Annotated in this window: 14 protein-coding genes; 8 read left to right on the top strand and 6 right to left on the bottom strand. The window is 66.0% G+C overall.

From position 1 onward, the window contains the following. Positions 1–4 precede the first annotated feature (4 nt). From AC5Y7D_RS29015 to nuoN, 8 genes are read left to right on the top strand one after another with little or no spacing between them, the layout of a single operon-like run. A complete protein-coding gene (locus AC5Y7D_RS29015) occupies positions 5–2,434 on the top strand; it encodes an NADH-quinone oxidoreductase subunit G (protein ID WP_499929489.1) in 2,430 nt (809 codons plus the stop codon). 5 nt (positions 2,435–2,439) lie between these two features. Next, positions 2,440–3,702, top strand: coding sequence for an NADH-quinone oxidoreductase subunit NuoH (nuoH, locus tag AC5Y7D_RS29010; RefSeq protein ID WP_499929497.1), 1,263 nt, complete (start codon positions 2,440–2,442; stop codon positions 3,700–3,702). After that, positions 3,695–4,243, top strand: coding sequence for an NADH-quinone oxidoreductase subunit NuoI (gene nuoI, locus AC5Y7D_RS29005; RefSeq protein WP_499929488.1), 549 nt, complete (start codon positions 3,695–3,697; stop codon positions 4,241–4,243). Before nuoH ends, nuoI begins: the two co-directional genes overlap by 8 nt. Further along, entirely contained in the window at positions 4,240–5,028 is a 789-nt protein-coding gene (locus tag AC5Y7D_RS29000; RefSeq protein ID WP_499929487.1) for an NADH-quinone oxidoreductase subunit J, read from the top strand. The genes nuoI and AC5Y7D_RS29000 overlap by 4 nt, the downstream gene beginning before the upstream one ends. Then, the gene (nuoK, locus tag AC5Y7D_RS28995) at positions 5,025–5,324 is read left to right on the top strand and encodes an NADH-quinone oxidoreductase subunit NuoK (protein ID WP_499929485.1); all 300 of its coding nucleotides are present in this window, start codon (positions 5,025–5,027) and stop codon (positions 5,322–5,324) included. Before AC5Y7D_RS29000 ends, nuoK begins: the two co-directional genes overlap by 4 nt. Positions 5,325–5,334: 10 nt before the next feature. Next, a complete protein-coding gene (nuoL, locus tag AC5Y7D_RS28990) occupies positions 5,335–7,224 on the top strand; it encodes an NADH-quinone oxidoreductase subunit L (protein ID WP_499929483.1) in 1,890 nt (629 codons plus the stop codon). After that, positions 7,221–8,813, top strand: coding sequence for an NADH-quinone oxidoreductase subunit M (locus AC5Y7D_RS28985; RefSeq protein WP_499929482.1), 1,593 nt, complete (start codon positions 7,221–7,223; stop codon positions 8,811–8,813). Before nuoL ends, AC5Y7D_RS28985 begins: the two co-directional genes overlap by 4 nt. After that, positions 8,810–10,399, top strand: a complete 1,590-nt coding sequence (gene nuoN / locus AC5Y7D_RS28980) for an NADH-quinone oxidoreductase subunit NuoN (protein WP_499929480.1) — start codon at positions 8,810–8,812, stop codon at positions 10,397–10,399. Before AC5Y7D_RS28985 ends, nuoN begins: the two co-directional genes overlap by 4 nt. A gap of 4 nt (positions 10,400–10,403) precedes the next feature. On the opposite strand, the gene AC5Y7D_RS28975 is transcribed toward nuoN, so the two are convergent. The 6 genes from AC5Y7D_RS28975 to AC5Y7D_RS28950 form a co-directional block, all read right to left on the bottom strand. Next, positions 10,404–13,655: a PPE family protein gene (locus tag AC5Y7D_RS28975; protein ID WP_499929478.1), complete on the bottom strand. Its 3,252-nt coding sequence runs from the start codon at positions 13,653–13,655 to the stop codon at positions 10,404–10,406. Between the two features lie 177 nt (positions 13,656–13,832). Then, the gene (locus tag AC5Y7D_RS28970; protein ID WP_499929477.1) at positions 13,833–14,267 is read right to left on the bottom strand and encodes a hypothetical protein; all 435 of its coding nucleotides are present in this window, start codon (positions 14,265–14,267) and stop codon (positions 13,833–13,835) included. A gap of 1 nt (position 14,268) precedes the next feature. Next, positions 14,269–15,528, bottom strand: a complete 1,260-nt coding sequence (locus AC5Y7D_RS28965; RefSeq protein ID WP_499929476.1) for a DUF58 domain-containing protein — start codon at positions 15,526–15,528, stop codon at positions 14,269–14,271. Further along, positions 15,525–16,487 (bottom strand): AAA family ATPase, encoded by a 963-nt coding sequence (locus AC5Y7D_RS28960; RefSeq protein WP_499929496.1) that lies wholly within the window; start codon positions 16,485–16,487, stop codon positions 15,525–15,527. The genes AC5Y7D_RS28965 and AC5Y7D_RS28960 overlap by 4 nt, the downstream gene beginning before the upstream one ends. A 31-nt stretch (positions 16,488–16,518) precedes the next feature. Then, positions 16,519–17,001 (bottom strand): hypothetical protein, encoded by a 483-nt coding sequence (locus AC5Y7D_RS28955; protein WP_499929475.1) that lies wholly within the window; start codon positions 16,999–17,001, stop codon positions 16,519–16,521. After that, the gene (locus tag AC5Y7D_RS28950) at positions 16,998–17,951 is read right to left on the bottom strand and encodes a DUF4129 domain-containing protein (protein ID WP_499929474.1); all 954 of its coding nucleotides are present in this window, start codon (positions 17,949–17,951) and stop codon (positions 16,998–17,000) included. The genes AC5Y7D_RS28955 and AC5Y7D_RS28950 overlap by 4 nt, the downstream gene beginning before the upstream one ends. Between the last annotated feature and the right edge of the window lie 185 nt (positions 17,952–18,136).

The following is an 18,136-nucleotide window of genomic DNA, read 5'->3' as shown; positions in this document are numbered from 1 at the left end:
TGCAATGACAAGTGCGGCCAAGACGAATACCGGTGACGAGGTCAAGCCGCCGGATATGGTGACGCTGACCATCGACGGTGCCGAAATCAGCGTTCCGAAAGGAACATTGGTGATTCGCGCGGCCGAGCTGATGGGCATTCAGATCCCGCGGTTCTGTGACCACCCCCTGCTCGACCCGGTCGGCGCCTGCCGGCAGTGCCTGGTTGAGGTCGAGGGCCAGCGCAAGCCATTGGCGTCGTGCACCACGGTGTGCACCGACGACATGGTGGTGCGCACCCAGCTCACCTCGGCGGCGGCCGACAAGGCTCAGCACGGTGTGATGGAACTGCTGCTGATCAACCACCCGCTGGACTGCCCGATGTGCGACAAGGGCGGCGAGTGCCCACTGCAGAACCAGGCGATGTCCAACGGGCGCGCGGAATCCCGCTTCACCGACGTCAAGCGCACGTTCGCCAAACCGATCAACATCTCCTCGCAGGTGCTGCTAGACCGGGAACGCTGCATCTTGTGCGCCCGCTGCACCCGGTTCTCCAACCAGATCGCGGGTGACCCGTTCATCGACATGCAGGAGCGCGGCGCACTGCAGCAGGTTGGCATCTACGCGAACGAACCTTTCGACTCCTACTTCTCTGGCAACACCGTGCAGGTCTGCCCGGTCGGTGCGCTGACCGGCATGTCCTACCGGTTCCGGGCCCGCCCGTTCGACCTGGTATCCAGCCCCAGCGTGTGCGAGCACTGCGCGTCCGGATGCGCGCAGCGCACCGACCACCGCCGCGGCAAGGTCACCCGCCGGCTCGCCGGCGACGACCCGGAAGTCAACGAGGAGTGGAACTGCGACAAGGGCCGGTGGGCGTTCACCTACGCCACCCAGCCCGATGTGCTCACCACTCCGTTGATCCGGGATTCCAGCGGCGAACTGGTCCCGGCGTCGTGGGCACACGCGATCGTGGCGGCGACCCAGGGACTCGAGGCGGCCCGCGGCCGCAGCGGCGTCCTGGTCGGCGGCCGGGTCACCTGGGAAGATGCCTACGCCTACGCCAAGTTCGCACGAATCGTGCTGAACACCAACGACATCGACTTCCGCGCCCGCCCACACTCGGCGGAGGAGGCCGACTTCCTGGCGGCCCGCGTCGCCGGGCGGCCGGTGGGGGTCAGCTACGCCGACCTGGAATCGGCGCCGGTGGTGCTGCTGGTCGGGTTCGAGCCGGAAGAAGAGTCGCCGATCGTGTTCCTGCGGTTGCGCAAGGCCGCGCGCAAGAACGGGGTTCGGGTGTACGCGGTCGCACCGTTCGCCACCCGGGCGCTGGACAAGATGTCGGGCCGGTTGTTGCAGACGGCGCCCGGCGCCGAACCCGCGGCGCTGGACGGTCTGGCCACCGGCGAGGTCGGCGACCTGCTGAGCACACCCGGCGCGGTGATCATGGTCGGCGAACGGCTGGCCACGGTGCCCGGCGGGTTGTCGGCCGCGGCGCGACTGGCCGACTCGACCGGAGCCCGGCTGGCCTGGGTGCCACGGCGGGCCGGGGAGCGTGGGGCGCTGGAAGCCGGGGCCCTGCCCGGACTGTTGCCCGGCGGCCGTCCGGTCGCCGACGACGGCGCACGCTCACAGGTCGCGGCCGCCTGGCACGTCGACGAATTGCCTTCGGCGCCAGGACGTGACGTCGACGGCATTCTCGCCGCCGCTACCGACGGCACCCTGGGTGCGCTGCTGGTCGGCGGTATCGAACCTGGCGACTTCGCCGACCCGGACGCGGTGCTGGCCGCCCTGGACGCGGCCCCGTTTGTGGTCAGCCTGGAATTGCGGCACAGCGAGGTCACCGAGCGGGCCGATGTCGTCTTCCCGGTCGCCCCGACGACCCACAAGTCCGGCGCCTTCGTCAACTGGGAGGGCCGCTACCGCGGATTCGAACCGTCCTTCAAGGGCAGCATGCTGCAGGCCAGCCAATCCGACCACCGGGTGCTCGACACGCTGGCCGACGAGTTGGGCATCCAACTCAATTGCTCGAGCGTCGAGTCGGCACGCGAGGAACTGTCGGGCCTGGGCACTTGGGACGGCAAGCACGCGGGCAATGCGCACGTCGACGCCGCACCCGCCGCGCAACCGGCGCCGGGCGAGGCGGTATTGACCGGCTGGCGGCTGCTGCTGGACGCCGGTCGCGGCCAGGACGGCGAGCCGCATCTGGCTGGCACCGCACGCACACCCGTGGTGCGGTTGTCGGCCGACACCGCGGCCGAGATCGGCGCCACCGACGGCGAGCCGGTGACGGTCAGCACCGATCGGGGCTCGATTACCTTGCCGCTCAACGTGACTGGCATGCCGGACCGGGTGGTGTGGCTGCCGCTGAACTCACCGGGCTCGGCGGTGCATCAGCAACTCGGCGTCACGATCGGCGCCTTGGTGAAGATCAGCGTGCAGAACGGGGTGCAGGAATGAACGGCTTGACCGCCTTCGGACATGACCCGTGGTGGCTGGTGCTGGGTAAGGCGCTGGCCATCTTTGTGTTCCTGATGTTGAACGTGCTGGTGGCGATCCTGGCCGAGCGCAAGATCCTCGGCTGGATGCAGTTGCGGCCCGGCCCCAACCGGGCCGGACCGTGGGGCACGCTGCAGAGCCTTGCCGACGGCATCAAGCTGGCGCTCAAGGAGAGCATCACCCCCAAGGGCATCGACTGGTTCGTATACTTCGCGGCGCCGGCGATCTCGGCGATCCCCGCCTTCACCGCGTTCGCGTTCATCCCGTTCGGCCCCGAGGTGTCGGTGTTCGGGCACTGGACCCCGTTGCAGCTGACCGACCTTCCGGTCGCGGTGCTGTTCATCCTGGGGCTCTCGGCCATCGGTGTGTACGGCATCGTGCTGGGCGGCTGGGCGTCGGGCTCCACCTATCCCCTGCTGGGCGGGGTGCGCTCGACCGCGCAGGTCATCTCCTACGAGGTGGCGATGGGGTTGTCCTTCGCGGCGGTGTTCCTGTTCGCCGGCACCATGTCGACGTCGCAGATCGTGGCCGCCCAGGACCGGGTGTGGTACGTCTTCCTGCTGCTGCCGTCGTTCGTGATCTACCTGATCTCGATGGTCGGTGAAACCAACCGCGCGCCGTTCGACCTGCCCGAAGCCGAGGGCGAGTTGGTCGCCGGTTTCCACACCGAGTACTCGTCGCTGAAGTTCGCCATCTTCATGCTGGCCGAGTACATCAACATGATGACGGTGTCCTCACTGGCCACCGTCATGTTCTTCGGCGGCTGGCACGCCCCGTGGCCGGTGAACATGTGGGACGGGGCCAATACCGGCTGGTGGCCGGTGCTCTGGTTCACCGCCAAAATGTGGACCTTCCTGTTCATCTATTTCTGGCTGCGCGCCACCCTGCCCCGGTTCCGCTACGACCAGTTCATGTCACTGGGCTGGAAGCTGCTGATCCCGGTGTCGCTGGTGTGGATCCTGATCGCCGCCGTCATCCGGAACCTGCGCAATCACGGATACGAGCACTGGACCGCCCTGCTGGTGGTGAGCAGCTTCGTCTTCGCCGTGGCGCTGATCGCGACGCTGCGAAAACCGTTCAGCGCCCCCAGCCCCCGCAAGCGACGCAAGCAGCAACTGGCCGGCGCCAACGGTGACAGCGGGCCGCAGCCGGCCTTCCCCACACCACCCCTGCCCTTCAAGACACTCGAGCAACCAGTAGGTGCAAGCAAGGAGAAGGCACGTGGCTAACTTTGTTGGGCGCCTTTTGGCGCCCTTGGCCGGATTCGGCGTGACCTTCGGGTCGATGTTCAAGAAGAACATCACCGAGGAGTATCCGGAGAAGCCCGGACCGGTGGCGCCGCGCTACCACGGCCGGCATCAGCTCAACCGGTATCCCGACGGCCTGGAGAAGTGCATCGGCTGCGAGTTGTGCGCCTGGTCGTGCCCGGCGGACGCGATCTACGTCGAGGGCGCGGACAACACCGAAGAGGCCCGCTACTCCCCCGGCGAACGCTACGGCCGGGTGTACCAGATCAACTACCTGCGCTGCATCGGCTGCGGTTTGTGCATCGAGGCCTGCCCCACCCGCGCATTGACCATGACCAATGACTACGAGCTGGCAGACGACAATCGCGCGGACCTCATCTACGAAAAGGACCGGTTACTCGCACCCCTGCTGCCGGAGATGACGCAACCCCCGCATCCGCGTGCGCCCGGTGCCACCGACAAGGACTACTACCTGGGTAACGTGACTGCACAGGGCCTGCGCGAAAGCCAGGAAGCCCAATGATCACCACCGCGCTCGCTGATGCGGCGGGGCAAACGCTGGCGCGCACCTCCACCGGTGAAGCCGTGATGTTCTGGGTGCTGGGAACGGCGGCGGTCATCGGCGCACTCGGGGTGGTGATGGCGGTCAACGCCGTGTACTCGGCGATGTACCTGGCGATGACCATGCTGATCCTCGCGGCGTTCTATATGGCCCAGGACGCGCTGTTCCTGGGGGTCGTGCAGGTGGTGGTCTACACCGGCGCGGTGATGATGCTGTTCCTGTTCGTGCTGATGCTGATCGGCGTGGATTCCGCGGAATCGCTGAAGGAAACGCTGCGTGGGCAGCGGGTCGCCGCGGTGGTCACCGGGGTCGGGTTCGGCGTGCTGCTGATCGCCGGCATCGGCAACGTAGCGGCCGGTGGCTTCACCGGACTGTCCGCCGCCAACTCGCACGGCAACGTCGAAGGCATTGCGGCACTGATCTTCACGCGCTACCTGTGGGCATTCGAGCTGACCAGCGCGCTGCTGATCACCGCCGCGGTCGGGGCGATGATCCTGGCTCACCGGGAGCGCTTCGAACGCCGCAAGACCCAGCGCGAACTTTCCGAGGAGCGCTTCCGCCCCGGCGGTCACGCCACCCCGCTGCCCAACCCCGGCGTCTACGCCCGGCACAACGCCGTCGACGTGGCCGCGCTGCTACCCGACGGTTCGTACTCGGAGCTGTCGGTATCCAAGATCCTGCAGACCCGCGGGTCCGACGGCCTGCACACGCCCTCAGCGGAAGCAGTGAAGGGAACCCGATCGTGAATCCGGCGAACTACCTGTACCTTTCGGCGCTGTTGTTCACCATCGGCGCTGCCGGTGTGCTGCTGCGCCGCAACGCCATCGTGATGTTCATGTGCGTCGAGTTGATGCTCAACGCCGTGAACCTGGCGTTCGTCACGTTCGCGCGCATACATGGCACGCTCGATGGACAGATCATCGCGTTCTTCACCATGGTGGTCGCGGCCTGCGAGGTCGTCATCGGCCTGGCCATCATCATGACAATTTTCCGTACCCGCAAATCGGCGTCGGTCGACGACGCGAATCTACTCAAAGGCTGATCACGCCAAGATGATTCACTACACCTGGCTGCTGGTGGCGCTGCCGCTGGCGGGTGCTGCGATCCTGCTCTTCGGCGGTCGGCACACCGACGCGTGGGGACACTGGCTGGGCACCCTGGCCGCCCTCTCTGCGTTCGGCGTCGGTGTCACACTGCTGACCGACCTGCTGAGCCGGTCCGCCGACGACCGTGTCATCCACCAGCAGGTGTTCACCTGGATGCCGGTGGCCCGGCTGCAGGTCGACTTCGGGCTGCAGATCGACCAGTTGTCCATGTGTTTCGTGCTCCTGATCTCCGGCGTCGGGTCGCTGATCCACATCTATTCGATCGCCTACATGGCCGAAGACGAAGACCGCAGAAGGTTTTTCGGTTACCTCAACCTGTTCCTGGCCTCGATGCTGCTGCTGGTGGTCGCCGACAACTATGTGTTGCTCTACGTCGGGTGGGAGGGTGTCGGCCTGGCGTCATACCTGCTGATCGGCTTCTGGTATCACAAGCCGTCCGCGGCAACCGCGGCCAAGAAGGCGTTCGTGATGAACCGGGTCGGCGACGCCGGGCTGGCACTGGCCATGTTCCTGATGTTCGCCACCTTCGGAACCGTGTCTTACAGCGGCGTTTTCGCGGGGGCACCGGCGGCTAGCCAGGGCGTGCTGAACGCCATGGGATTGCTGCTCCTGATGGGCGCCTGCGCCAAGTCCGCCCAGGTGCCGCTGCAGGCCTGGTTGGGTGACGCGATGGAGGGCCCCACCCCGGTGTCGGCGCTCATCCACGCCGCCACCATGGTGACCGCCGGTGTCTACCTGATCGTGCGATCCAATCCGGTGTTCAATCTGGCCCCCGGCGCACAACTTGCCGTCGTTATCGTCGGGGCCGTAACCCTGATGTTGGGGGCGTTCATCGGCTGCGCCAAAGACGACATCAAGCGTGCACTGGCCGCCTCCACGATGAGCCAGATCGGTTACATGGTGCTGGCCGCCGGCCTCGGCCCGGCCGGCTACGCGTTCGCGATCATGCACCTGCTCACCCACGGCTTCTTCAAAGCCGGCCTGTTCCTCGGATCCGGGTCGATCATCCACGCGATGCACGAGGAGCAGGACATGCGCCGCTACGGCGGACTGCGCAAGGCCCTGCCGGTCACCTTCGTGACGTTCGGCCTGGGCTACCTGGCGATCATCGGGGTGCCACCATTCGCGGGCTTCTTTTCCAAGGACGCGATCATCGAAGCCGCGCTGGGCGCCGGCGGCACCCGCGGCTATGTGCTCGGCGGGGCCGCACTGCTGGGGGCGGGCATCACTGCCTTCTACATGACCCGGGTGATGCTGATGACCTTCTTCGGCAAGAAGCGCTGGGCGCCAAGCTCGCATCCCCACGAGGCGCCCGCCCTGATGACGTGGCCGATGATCCTGCTCGCGGTCGGGTCGGTGTTCTCCGGCGCCCTGTTCGCGGTCGGCGGGACGCTGAAGCACTGGCTGGAACCCGTCGTGGGGGCACATGAGGAGACCGCACACGCCGTGCCCGCCTGGGTCAGCACCTCGCTGGCCCTCGGTGTGGTCATCGTCGGCATCGCGGTGGCCTACCGGATGTACGGCGGTAAGGCGGAGATCCCGCGGGTGGCCCCGGCCCGGGTCTCGGTACTGACGACGGCCGCACGCGCCGACGCTTACGGCGACGCCTTCAACGAGGAGGTCTTCATGCGCCCCGGTGCGCAACTGACGAACAGGCTGGTCACCGTCGACGACGCCGGTGTGGACGGCTCGGTCAACGGGCTGGCCGCGCTGGTCGGCCGGACGTCCAACGGCCTGCGGGGGTTGCAGACCGGCTTCGCCCGTAACTACGCACTGTCGATGCTGGCGGGCGCGGCCCTGGTGGCCGGCGCACTGTTGGTGGTGAACCTGTGGTGAACTCCAACGTGCCATGGCTGAGCGTGCTGTGGCTGCTGCCGCTGGCCGGTGCGGTGCTGATCATCCTGTTGCCCCCCAGCCTGCGCCAGGCCGCCAAGTGGACCGGCCTGCTGGTGGCCGTCGCGACGCTCGCGGTTTCACTCGTGGTGGCCGTCGGCTTCAAGCCCGGTGGTGACACCTACCAGTTCGTCGAAAAGCGCACCTGGATACCGGCTTTCGGGGCCGGTTACTCCCTGGGCGTGGACGGCATCGCGCTGATCCTGGTGGTGCTGACGACCGTGCTGATCCCGTTGCTGCTGGTGGCCGGCTGGAACGATGGCGGAGACACCAACCCCCGCGGCGTGCATGCCTATGTCGCGCTGACGCTGGCCATCGAGTCGATGGTGTTGATCTCGGTCGTCGCCCTGGACGTGCTGCTGTTCTACGTCTTCTTCGAGGCGATGCTCATCCCGATGTACTTCCTTATCGGCGGGTTCGGGCAGGGCAAGGACCGTTCGCGGGCCGCGGTGAAGTTCTTGCTGTACAACCTGTTCGGCGGGCTGATCATGCTCGCGGCGGTGATCGGCCTATATGTGGTCACCAGCCAGCACGGCGGCGGCACCTTCGATTTCGTCCGAATCGTGAACGACGTCAAGGCAGGCCGTTATGGCGGTGTGGACCCGGCGGCGTTCAAGGCCATCTTCCTGGGCTTCATGTTCGCGTTCGCGATCAAGGCCCCGCTGTGGCCGCTGCACCGTTGGCTGCCTGACGCCGCCGTCGAATCCACCCCGGCCACGGCGGTGCTGATCACTGCGGTGATGGACAAGGTCGGCACGTTCGGCATGCTGCGCTACTGCCTGCAGCTGTTCCCGGACGCGTCGACTTATTTCCGTCCGGTGATCGTGACGCTGGCCATCATCGGGGTGATCTACGGCGCGATCGTGGCGATCGGCCAGACCGACATGATGCGCCTGATCGCCTACACCTCGATCTCGCACTTCGGCTTCATCATCGCGGGCATCTTCGTGATGACCACTCAGGGGCAGAGCGGTTCGACGCTGTACATGCTCAACCACGGCATCTCCACCGCTGCGGTGTTCTTGATCGCAGGTTTCCTGGTCTCCCGCGGTGGTAGCCGCAACATCGCCGATTACGGTGGTGTACAGAAGGTGGCCCCGATTTTGGCCGGTACCTTCCTCGTCTCGTGCATGGCCACCCTGTCGCTGCCCGGCCTGGCCCCGTTCGTCAGCGAATTCCTGGTGCTGCTGGGCACTTTCAACCGGTACTGGCTGGCCGCCGCCTTCGGGGTCACCGCCCTGGTGCTGGCGGCCATCTACATGTTGTGGCTCTACCAGCGCGTGATGACCGGACCAGTGGCCAAGGGCAACGAGAAGATTCGCGACCTGGTGGGGCGCGAGATGGTCGTCGTCGCACCGCTGCTCGCGTTGCTGTTCGTGCTCGGTGTCTACCCGAAGCCGGTGTTGGACATCATCAACCCGGCGGTCGAGAACACCATGACCACCATCGGCCAGCAAGATCCCGCGCCTACCGTGCCCGGTCGCGGCCCGGTGGCCGGAGCACCCAGGAAAGCCGAGGGACCCCACCAATGACGCTGCCCAGCAACATCAGTATCGAGTACTTCCTGCTGTCCCCGATGCTCATCGTTTTCGGCATCGCGATCGTCGGCGTGCTGGCCGAGGCATTCCTGCCGCGCCGCCTTCGGTACGGCGCTCAGGTGGCCTTGGCCCTCGGCGGACTGGTCGCGGCATTCGTGGCGGTCGTAGCGGTGGCGAGATCGGTCCCGGCCGAGGGCAGCCGAGCGGCGCTCGAGGCAGTCGCGGTCGACCGGCCAACCCTCTTCCTGCAGGGCACCATCGTGCTGGTCTCGGTGCTGGCGGTGATCTTCGTCGCCGAACGCAACCGACGACCGGTCGCGGCGGATAAGGTCGCCGAGAAAAGCCGAGTGTTCGCGGGCCTGAATTCTTTTACCCCGCAGGCTTCCGCGGTGCCGGGCAGCGACAACGAACACGACGCCGAAAGCGCCGGCGTAGCCCAGACGGAGCTGTTCCCGCTATTGATGCTCTCGGTCGGCGGCATGATGGTGTTCCCGGCGTCCAATGATCTGTTGACGATGTTCGTCGCGCTGGAAGTCCTCTCGCTGCCGCTGTACCTGATGTGCGGACTGGCGCGGCACCGGCGGTTGGTGTCGCAGGAATCGGCGTTGAAGTACTTCCTGTTGGGCGCGTTCTCGTCGGCCTTCTTCCTCTACGGTGTCGCCTTGCTGTATGGGGCGACCGACGCGCTGACGCTGCCCAGAATCCGGGATTCGCTTGCCGGCCAGAGCGATACGTCCCTGGCGCTGGTCGGTGTCGCGCTGCTCTCGGTCGGCCTGCTCTTCAAGGTCGGCGCCGTCCCGTTCCATTCCTGGATCCCCGACGTGTACCAGGGGGCTCCCACCCCGATCACGGGTTTCATGGCGGCGGCCACCAAGGTCGCGGCGTTCGGCGCCTTGCTGCGGGTGGTCTACGTCGCGCTGCCTCCGCTGCACAGCGAATGGCGGCCGGTGCTGTGGGGAATCGCGATTCTGACCATGACGGTGGGCACCATCACCGCGGTGAATCAGACCAATGTCAAACGGATGCTTGCCTATTCGTCGGTTGCCCACGTCGGCTTCATCCTCACCGGGGTGATCGCCGACAACTCCGCCGGTCTGTCCGGCACCCTGTTCTACCTGGTGGCCTACAGCTTCAGCACGGTCGGCGCCTTCGCGATCGTGGGGCTGATCCGCAATTCCGATGATGTGGAGGACGCGGATTTGTCGCGCTGGGCGGGCCTGGGACAGCGCTCACCCATTGTGGGCGTGATGCTTTCGATGTTCCTGTTGGCGTTCGCGGGTATCCCGCTGACGAGTGGGTTCATCAGTAAGTTCGCTGTTTTCAAGGCCGCGGCAGAGGGCGGCGCGGTGCCGCTGGTGGTGGTCGGTGTGATTTCCAGCGGGGTGGCCGCCTACTTCTACGTCCGGGTGATCGTATCGATGTTCTTCACCGAACCCACCGACGAAACCCCGCATGTGATGGCTCCGAGTGCGCTGAGCAAGGCGGCCATTGCGGTGTGCGCGTTGGTGACAGTGCTACTGGGCATCCTGCCGCAACCGGTGCTGGACCTCGCCGAACGCGCGGCGACGTTCCTGCACTGAAACGTTACGGCAGGTCGAAGAACCCTGCTTGGTTGTCGCTCTGGTTGAACAGACCGGCACTACCGCTGCCCGCGTTCGCTATGCCGGAGCTGTTCGCCCCCGAGTGGTAGAAGCCTGAGCCGAAACCGGCGGGCGCCGAGATGCCGACCCCGAAGTTGAAGGTGCCGGTGTTGGCGATCCCGGTGTTGTTGTTACCGGTGTTGAAGAGGCCGGTCTGCCCGCCGCCCGCATTCATGAAGCCTGAAGTCAAAACTCCGACATTCTGAAAACCGGAGCTGTCGTCACCCGAGTTGAAGAATCCCGAGACGTTGGTTCCCACGTTGCCGAAGCCGGAAGAGGTCACCCCGGCCGGGGTGGTCGAGCTGCCGACCGCGGTGTTCAGGTCGCCGGCGTTGAACAGCCCGGTGTTGACGCTGCCGGCGTTGCCGACGCCGGTGTTGTAGTCGCCCGAATTGAAGAACCCGGTGTTCATGCCATCGGTCCCCAGTGCGCCGCCGGCATTGAAAGCGCCACTGTTGTCTGTGCCCGCATTTCCGAAGCCGAAGTTCGCGGCACCGCCGTTGCCGAACCCGACGTTGGCGCTGCCGCTGTTTCCGAGTCCCGTGTTCGCGGAACCGGCGTTACCGGCGCCGGTGTTGACATTGCCGGCGTTCCAGAAGCCCGAGTTGGTGTCACCGGAGTTCCCGAAGCCGAAGCTGCCGTTCCCGGAGTTGAAGAAGCCGACATTGTTGTCACCGGAGTTGAAGAAGCCCACATTGTTGTTACCGGAGTTGCCGAACCCCATGTTTCCGATACCGGAGTTCAGCGCGCCGATGCCGAACTGGTTGTCGCCGGTGAGCCCGAAGCCGATGTTGTTGTTGCCGTTATTCCCGAAGCCGAAGTTGAACGAGCCCTTGTTGCCGAATCCGACGTTGCTGGACCCGATGTTGCCGCTGCCCAGGTTGAAGGCGCCGAGGTTAGCGCTGCCGACGTTGCTTCCGCTACTGAAATCGACGGGGTTGAAGCCGTTGGCGCTGCCGAAGTTGCCGTCGCCGATATTGCCGAAGCCGAAGTTCGCGCTGCCATCGTTCCCGCTACCGAAGTTGAGGCGACCGAAGTTTCCGTCGCCGAAGTTGATGTGACCGATGTTCCCGCTGCCCAGGTTGGCGAATCCGAAGTTTCCACCGCCCAGGTTCAGGTTGCCGATGTTGCCGCCGGCCAGGTTGACGTTGCCGAGGTTGCCGCTGCCCAGGTTGAAGGCGCCGATGTTTCCACCGCCCAAGTTCCAGTTACCCAGGTTGCCCAGGCCGGTGTTGATGTCGGGCACCACAATCGGCGCAGCAGGTGCGGACAGTGCCGCCAGAACCGGGGCCAGCGGTCCGAGGTCGAGCAATGCCGCCGGCGTGGTGGCCCGACCGAAGAAGCCCGCCTGGTTGTCGCCCTCGTTGAAGAACCCGGCGCTGTTGTTGCCCGAGTTGCTGATGCCCGAACTGAAGTCGCCGGCGTGTCCGATGCCGACGCTCGCCAGGCCGGAGTTGAGCAACCCCACGCTGCCTTGGCCGGAGTTCCCGTAACCCGCGGCGTCGAAGCCCGAGTTGTTGAAACCGGTAGTGAACGAATTCGTGTTGCCGAAGCCCGAGATCGCGCCGAAGCCGAATCCGGTGTCGGAATTCTGGAAACCGGAGGAGAAATCAGCAGAATTGTTGAAGCCTGAGGTCCCCGTGCCGGTGTTGCCGAAACCGGATGAGGTCACGCCGGCCGGAGTGATTGCACTGCCCGCGCCGGTGTTGAGATCGCCCGCATTGAGCAGACCGGTGTTGATGTCACCGGCGTTGCCGTAGCCGGTGTTGGTTGAACCCGCATTCTCAAAACCCGTATTGAACTCGCCCGAGTTGAACAGACCGGTGTTACTACCGCCGCTGTTCCCGAAGCCGGTGTTGCTGAATCCAGAGTTACCAAGGCCGAAGTTGCCGAAGCTTGCGTTGCCGAAGCCGAAGTTTTGCGAGCCGCCGTTGCCGAAGCCGGTGTTGGTTCCACCCGCGTTCCAAAAGCCGGAGTTGGTGTCACCCGCGTTTCCGAAGCCGAAGTTGCCGGTGCCGGAGTTGAAGAAGCCGAAGTTGCCGTCACCGGAGTTGAAGAAACCGATGTTGTTGTTGCCCGAGTTGCCGAAACCAATATTCCCGAGCCCCGAGTTGAGCGCTCCGATACCGAATTGGTTGTCGCCGGTGAGCCCGAAACCGATGTTGTTGTTGCCGTTGTTGCCAAAGCCGAAGTTGAACGAGCCCTTGTTGCCGAATCCGATATTGGATGAGCCGATATTGGCACTGCCGAGGTTGAAGGCGCCCTGGTTGGCGTTACCGAAGTTGTTGCCGCTGGTGAAATCGATGGGGTTGAAGGTGTTTGCGGCACCGAAATTGCCGTCGCCGATGTTGCCGAGGCCGAAATTGCCGTTACCGAGGTTACCGAAGCCGAGGTTGATCCGGCCGAAGTTCCCCAAGCCCAGGTTCGTGAAGCCGGTGTTGCCGAAACCGAAATTGTAGGAGCCGAAGTTACCGCTGCCCAGGTTCAGATTGCCGGTGTTTCCGCCACCCAGGTTCACGTTCCCGGCGTTCCCGTTACCCAAGTTGAGGAAGCCGTCGTTGCCCCCACCCAGATTCCACGAGCCGATGTTCCCCACACCGGTGTTCACGTCCGGGATAGTGACACCAGCGACGGTAGCGGCCGCCGAGGCCGCCACCTGACCCAGAGCCGGCAGCCCGGTCAGTGCGCTGCCCCACGACGACAACGCTGCCGCCGCCGCCGACGCCCCGCCGTGGTAGCCCACCATCGCCGCCACATCAGCGGCCCAGAACTCCTCGTACAGGCTCTCAGCAGCCGCGATCGCCGGCGCGTTCTGGCCGAACAGATTCGATATCACCAATCGCACGAAGGCATCTCGGTTTGCCGAGACCGCCACCGGAGGCACCGTAGCCGCCCGCGCCGCCTCGAACGCACTCGCCACCGCCTTGGCCGCCGACGAGGCATCCACCGCCTGCTCCGCCGCCTTGCTCAACCACCCCGCGTACGGCAGCGCCGCCGCCACCATCTTCTCCGCCGCGGCACCCTGCCATGCCTGACCCGCCAACCCCGTCGTCACCGACGCGAACGACTCGGCCGCCGTCGTCAACTCCTGAGCCAACCCGTCCCAGGCCAGCGACGCCTCCAACATCGGCGCCGGACCGGCACCGGCGAACATCCGCAACGAATTGATCTCCGGTGGCAACACGAAGAAACTCATCAGGCCATCCCTTCCCGCAGAGTGCACAACAGGCGTTCCCGATAGACGAACCTGTCAGCGCCGACCTTAGAAGAAACCGGGGCTCAATTTCTGCGGTTCCGGCGAATCGTTATGACGCAAGAAGAAATTTCTCCAAACCCGAGCCGAATTCCAGAATCCCGGGGCCCGAGAACCCGGTCAGTCGAGGAACGGGCGGGTGGCCAACACGTAGATCGCCAGAACACACAACGGGGCCACCAGAGGCAGCCAGGGCACCTGCAGGGGCAACGACGTCGCCACCAACCCGACGAAGGTGAATCCGACGGCGGCGACGATCGTCGGCCAACTCGCGACGACGACATCGCCGTCCGCGTGCCGGCACACGAGGTAGGCCGCGGCAGAGAGTCCGGAGAGTGCGGCAAGCACATGCGAGGGCTCGGATGCCAGCAGCACCGTCACCGTCACCAGCACGGCAAGCGTTGCAGCAGCGCGAATCACGGTCCCGAGACCGACCGCGAGCACTGCGACGGCCGCCGCCACGAGTGCCGGCCCCTGAGATCCCACCGCCGCAGCCGACACCATCAGCAGGCCGAAGAACACCGAGACGAGGCGGATACCGGGCTGGGCGAGCATGTCAGCGCTTCCGACGCACTCGCATGCGGCGGTCGGGAAGCGCACCCAGCGACTGTTCGAGCGAGCGATCCGACGGCCAGGCCAACACGTCCACGCCGACGGTGGCCATGTCGCGATACATCGCCGAGCGCTGCACCGTCCACATCTTGACCACCAACGGGTCTTGCTCACCCTCGAACGGCGAGCTGTCCAGCACGTCGACCGCCACCACCACATGACCACGCCTGCGCAGATCGATGAGCGCCAAGGCGAATTCGGTGTCCAGTAACGTCGAGAACGCGAAGACGATCGCTCCCGTCGGGACAGCCGCGCGCGGAGCCAGGGTGCCGGTGGTGGTCTCGAAACGCTCACCGGCATCAAGCACGGTGTCGAGCACGCGATAGAACTGGCGCTGGCCGATGTCGGCGCCAAGCCAGCGGGTCCGGTTGCCGCCGAGTGCGACGATCCCCGCGCGGTCGCCGTTGCGCAGCGCGGTCTGGACCACCTGGGCGGCGCCCCGCACGACACGTTCGGTCGCCGTGGTGGCCGGCCCGGCAGGCTGCCGATAGGTGTCGATCAGCACCACCACGTCGGCGGCGCGGTCGGTCAACCGCTGCGTCACGTGCAGCCGGCCACGGCGCGCGCTCACCGCCCAATTCACCGCGCGCAGTTGATCACCCGGAACATAGAGCCGGATGTCGGCGTATTCCACGCCGGGACCGATGTGCCGGGTGAGGTGGGCACCGAGGCGATCGAGGAGTTCGGTCTGCGGGATCGAAGTCGACTGGGGCGGCGTCAGCGGGAAGACGATGACCTCGGCCGCCTCGACCGTTCCGGTTCCCCTGAGCAAACCTCCCCGGGCCAGCACATCGACGCGTGCCCTGATGTGGTAGCGCCCCCATCGTTTCGCTACCGCCGCAACCGTTTTCGCGTGCGGATCCTCTTGCAGCGTCTCCAGTTCCATTCCGTCGACGGCCGACACCGTGAGGGCCGTGACGCCCAGGGCGGCCGGGCCGGATTCAGCGGTGGTCCATACCCGCACCCGGGCTTCCTCGTTCTCAAAGCAGCGTTGCGCATCGGGGTCCGCATGCACCACGACCGACGGGACCGGCGATTGCCAGCTGAGCGAGCACAGCACACCGAGCAGGGGCGCGGCGAACGCGACGAGCTGCCACCGTGCTCCGATGACCGCGGCGGCCAGCGCCACCCCGGCGCAGGTGGCGATCGCCAGCGTCAACGGCGATGCACGCCAGTGGATCTGGACTTCACGGTGCTGAATCACGCGGTACCGCGACCGGCGCGCGGCACGGGTAGGCGTCGCAACAGTTCCCCTACCACGTCGGCACCTTGAATCTTGCGCACCCACATCTCCGGACGCAACGTGATCCGGTGTGCGGCGGCGGGGACGGCGAGTGCCTTGACGTCTTCCGGGATTACGTAGTCGCGGCCCAGCAACAAGGCGCGCGCGCGGGCGAGTTGAACAAGGTCGAGTTCGGCGCGCGGGCTGGCACCGACGGCGACCTGCGGGTGGTGCCGGGTCGCGGTCGCCAGCGACACCACATACTGCAACACATCCTCGTGCACGGTGACCTGCTCGACAGATTCGCGCATCGCGAGCAGATCGGTGGCGTCGACGACCTGGTTCACGACCGGCTCCGCTGATCCCCGGTCCAGGCGCCGACGGAGCATCGCGGCCTCGTCCTGCTCCGAGAGATAGCGCAGTTCCAGCCGAATGGCGAACCGGTCGAGCTGTGCCTCCGGCAACGGATAGGTGCCTTCGTACTCGATCGGGTTGTCGGTGGCCAGGACGATGAACGGGGTTGGCAGCTTGTGTGTTTGACCGTCGATGCTGACCTGGCCCTCGGCCATCGACTCGAGCAGGGCAGCCTGCGTCTTGGGCGGCGTGCGGTTGATCTCGTCGCCGAGCAGCAGGTTGGTGAAGATCGGTCCGCGACGGAATTCGAAACGCCCCGACTGCATGTCGTAGATCGTGGAACCGAGCAGATCGGCCGGCAACAGGTCGGGAGTGAACTGCACACGGGTGAATTCCAGACCCAGTGCGGCCGCGAAAGATCGCGCTATCAGTGTCTTGCCGAGGCCGGGCAGGTCTTCGATCAGGACGTGCCCGCGGGCCAGCAGGGCGGTGAGGATGAGAGTCAGCGCCGCGCGCTTACCGACGACGACGCGTTCGATCTCGTCGAGGACCGCCTCGCACTGGGCGCTGGTGGTGCCGACTGGCATAGCCGCGGGGGTCGTCATCGTTGCTCCATCGTCATACCTTCTCCAACCTTCGCAGAATCTCCTCGAGCGCCGCGCGGCCCGGTCCCGGTTGGCTGGCAGTGGCATTCCCGACGTTGTTCGGATTAACCCATTCCCACAGTTCCGGGCCGAACAGCATCTCGCCCGTCGCCCGGAACGCCGCAGGGTCCTTGGACTGGCGTTGGCCCGTGGTGAGTTCGAAGCGACGAGCGAGCATGGGGCGGAGATGGCGGTCCCAATCCGCACGGGTGGAATCCGACCACCGGATCGTGGTTTCGGTATTCGACAACCAGCGACGCAGCGCGTCACCGAGTTCGTCGGAATCCGGTTCGGGTTCAGGCTCACTCGGATGGCCCAGGAGTCGGCGCACGTTGAGCAGCACCAGGGCCAGCGCCAACCCGGCACCGGCGAGCACGAACCGGCGGTCCTGGACGATCAGAGCCAGCATCTCGACTCCGACGATGAGGCAAATGCCAAGTGCGATCAGTCTTCTCACATGAGCCTGCCGGATCGTGGCGCGATTTCCTCCAGTACGAGTTCCAGTACGCGCACCGCTGTCTGGCGATGTCCTTCGTTCATCACGTGCGGGCTGAACCGCGCCTCGGCGAACAAATGCACCAACTGGACGGCGTTGTCCGCGCGCAGGGCCCGCTGTTCGACGGCCCGGGCCAGCACCTCGGTAGGGGTATCGAATTCCTGCGGCACGGCGCCCGGCACCCGGGCGAGTTCGCGCTCCATCGCCGCGTAGCAGGCGATGATCGCGTCGCGGGGCTCGCGGCTCAGGTCGGTCATTTCTGCCAGCCCGACTTCGGCTGCGCGCACCAGCGACTCGGCGGCGGCTTCTGGCGACGGGGGCTCGATGCGGTCGTCGCCATCTGCCGCCACGATAGCCGGGCGCCGTCGCCGTCGCGCCGCGATAAAGCCGCCGAGGAACAGAATCGCCAGTACCGGCAGAAAGGCCAGCAGCGACCCGATTACGTCCGGAGTGTCCTTGTGCCGCGCCGGCTGCCCGGGTTTCGGAGCGGATCCGCCTGGCGGCGACGGGGTCGTGGTCGAATCCGGTTGCGGCGCATCGAGACCGATCCGGGTTGGGGCGAAGACCTGCGACACCACGATCGTAACCAGGACCCAGGCGACGATCACCGCGAGCGCGATCAGCACCACACGCCAGCTTGGCCGTGCGCTGCCGCCACCCAGCATGTCGGGCAGGGCGCCGGCGCTGGGCGCCGCCGCGCGCGGATCACGCAGTCGGGCGATGATTGCGAACGCCAACAATGCCAGCGTGGTGGCAATGGCCGCGACGAGAAACATCAGCGCTGTCTTGTCCGGGCCCTCTTCCGGGAGTTGCCGGCCCTGGTGGGCCGGCAGATAGCCGCGCAGCGCCGTCGCGACCAGCATCACGAGAGCGATCAGAGCGACCACCCGCGCGGTGGGCTTGTCGAACATCAGTGGGATTTCCCTGGTGGCTTGCGCCCCATAGCCGAAGGCTAGCGGCGTGGGGCCGCCGGGGTCCAGTCGCGACGACGTGTCCGCCAGTGGGCGCCTTCGGCCGCGGTTATCCACAGAGTTGGGGCCCCGCCAAGACGCCGGCAGGGCTGGCGCCTGGTAGTATCGAACATGTGTTCGATTTA

This window comes from Mycobacterium sp. NGS49 (genome assembly GCF_059812565.1).
This window is presented reverse-complemented; position numbering and strand designations above follow the sequence as displayed.